The following is a 747-nucleotide window of genomic DNA, read 5'->3' as shown; positions in this document are numbered from 1 at the left end:
TTTCTGCCTGTGGTTTTCACCTTCGTGGCGAGTATTCCGTTCCGGAAGAACTGCACACCATGTCATTCTCTAGCTACGATGAATACAGCAAGCTCACACGCTATGTACGCTCTCAGCTGCAACTCAACAAAGTTGACCTAGTTCAGCCGTCATCTTCGATACCAAATCTGCATTTAATCAAATCAACCATGGATGAGCGAACGCTCTCGCTTTACCAAAACAGTCGTGCGGCAGAAAAAGAATTGACTTACGTGGTGCAATATCGCGTCACAATTCCAGGGTTTGGCTCAAAAAATTTCACCACAACCGTGAACCGCAACTACCTAGACAACCCGTTAACGGCATTGGCAAAATCGGTTGAACGTGACGTAATCGAAGACGAGATGCGTCAACAAGCAGCGAAACAGATGATGCGTCAACTTGGCCGAATCCGTGCCGAGTACGAAGCGGGGCAAATTGCAGCGCCAACTGAGAAAACAAACTCTTAATCAACATGCGAATTTATGCTGACAAGCTAGCTGACCATCTAGCCAAACACTTAAAGCAGGTTCATCTGCTCTTCGGAAACGAACCGCCACTGATCCAAGAAAGCCGCCAAGCGATTCAAAAGACCGCTCTACAACATGGTTTTGAAGAAAGACACCGTTTTGCTGTCGATACACGTTTAGATTGGACCCAAGTGTATGACTGCTTTCACGCTCTGAGCTTATTTTCTAGTCGACAACTCATTGAGCTTGAGATCCCAGA

Annotated in this window: 1 protein-coding gene and 1 pseudogene; both read left to right on the top strand. The window is 46.6% G+C overall.

The genetic code is table 11. The features are described from left to right. Positions 1-488 (top strand): LPS assembly lipoprotein LptE (lptE, locus tag R7Q48_RS26990; RefSeq protein WP_318133320.1); only part of this gene is annotated, 488 nt, incomplete at its 5' end. 5 nt (positions 489-493) lie between these two features. Beyond that, positions 494-747: pseudogene (gene holA, locus R7Q48_RS26985) on the top strand (DNA polymerase III subunit delta); the annotation flags it as partial.

The organism is Vibrio sp. 378 (assembly GCF_033339435.1).
This window is presented reverse-complemented; position numbering and strand designations above follow the sequence as displayed.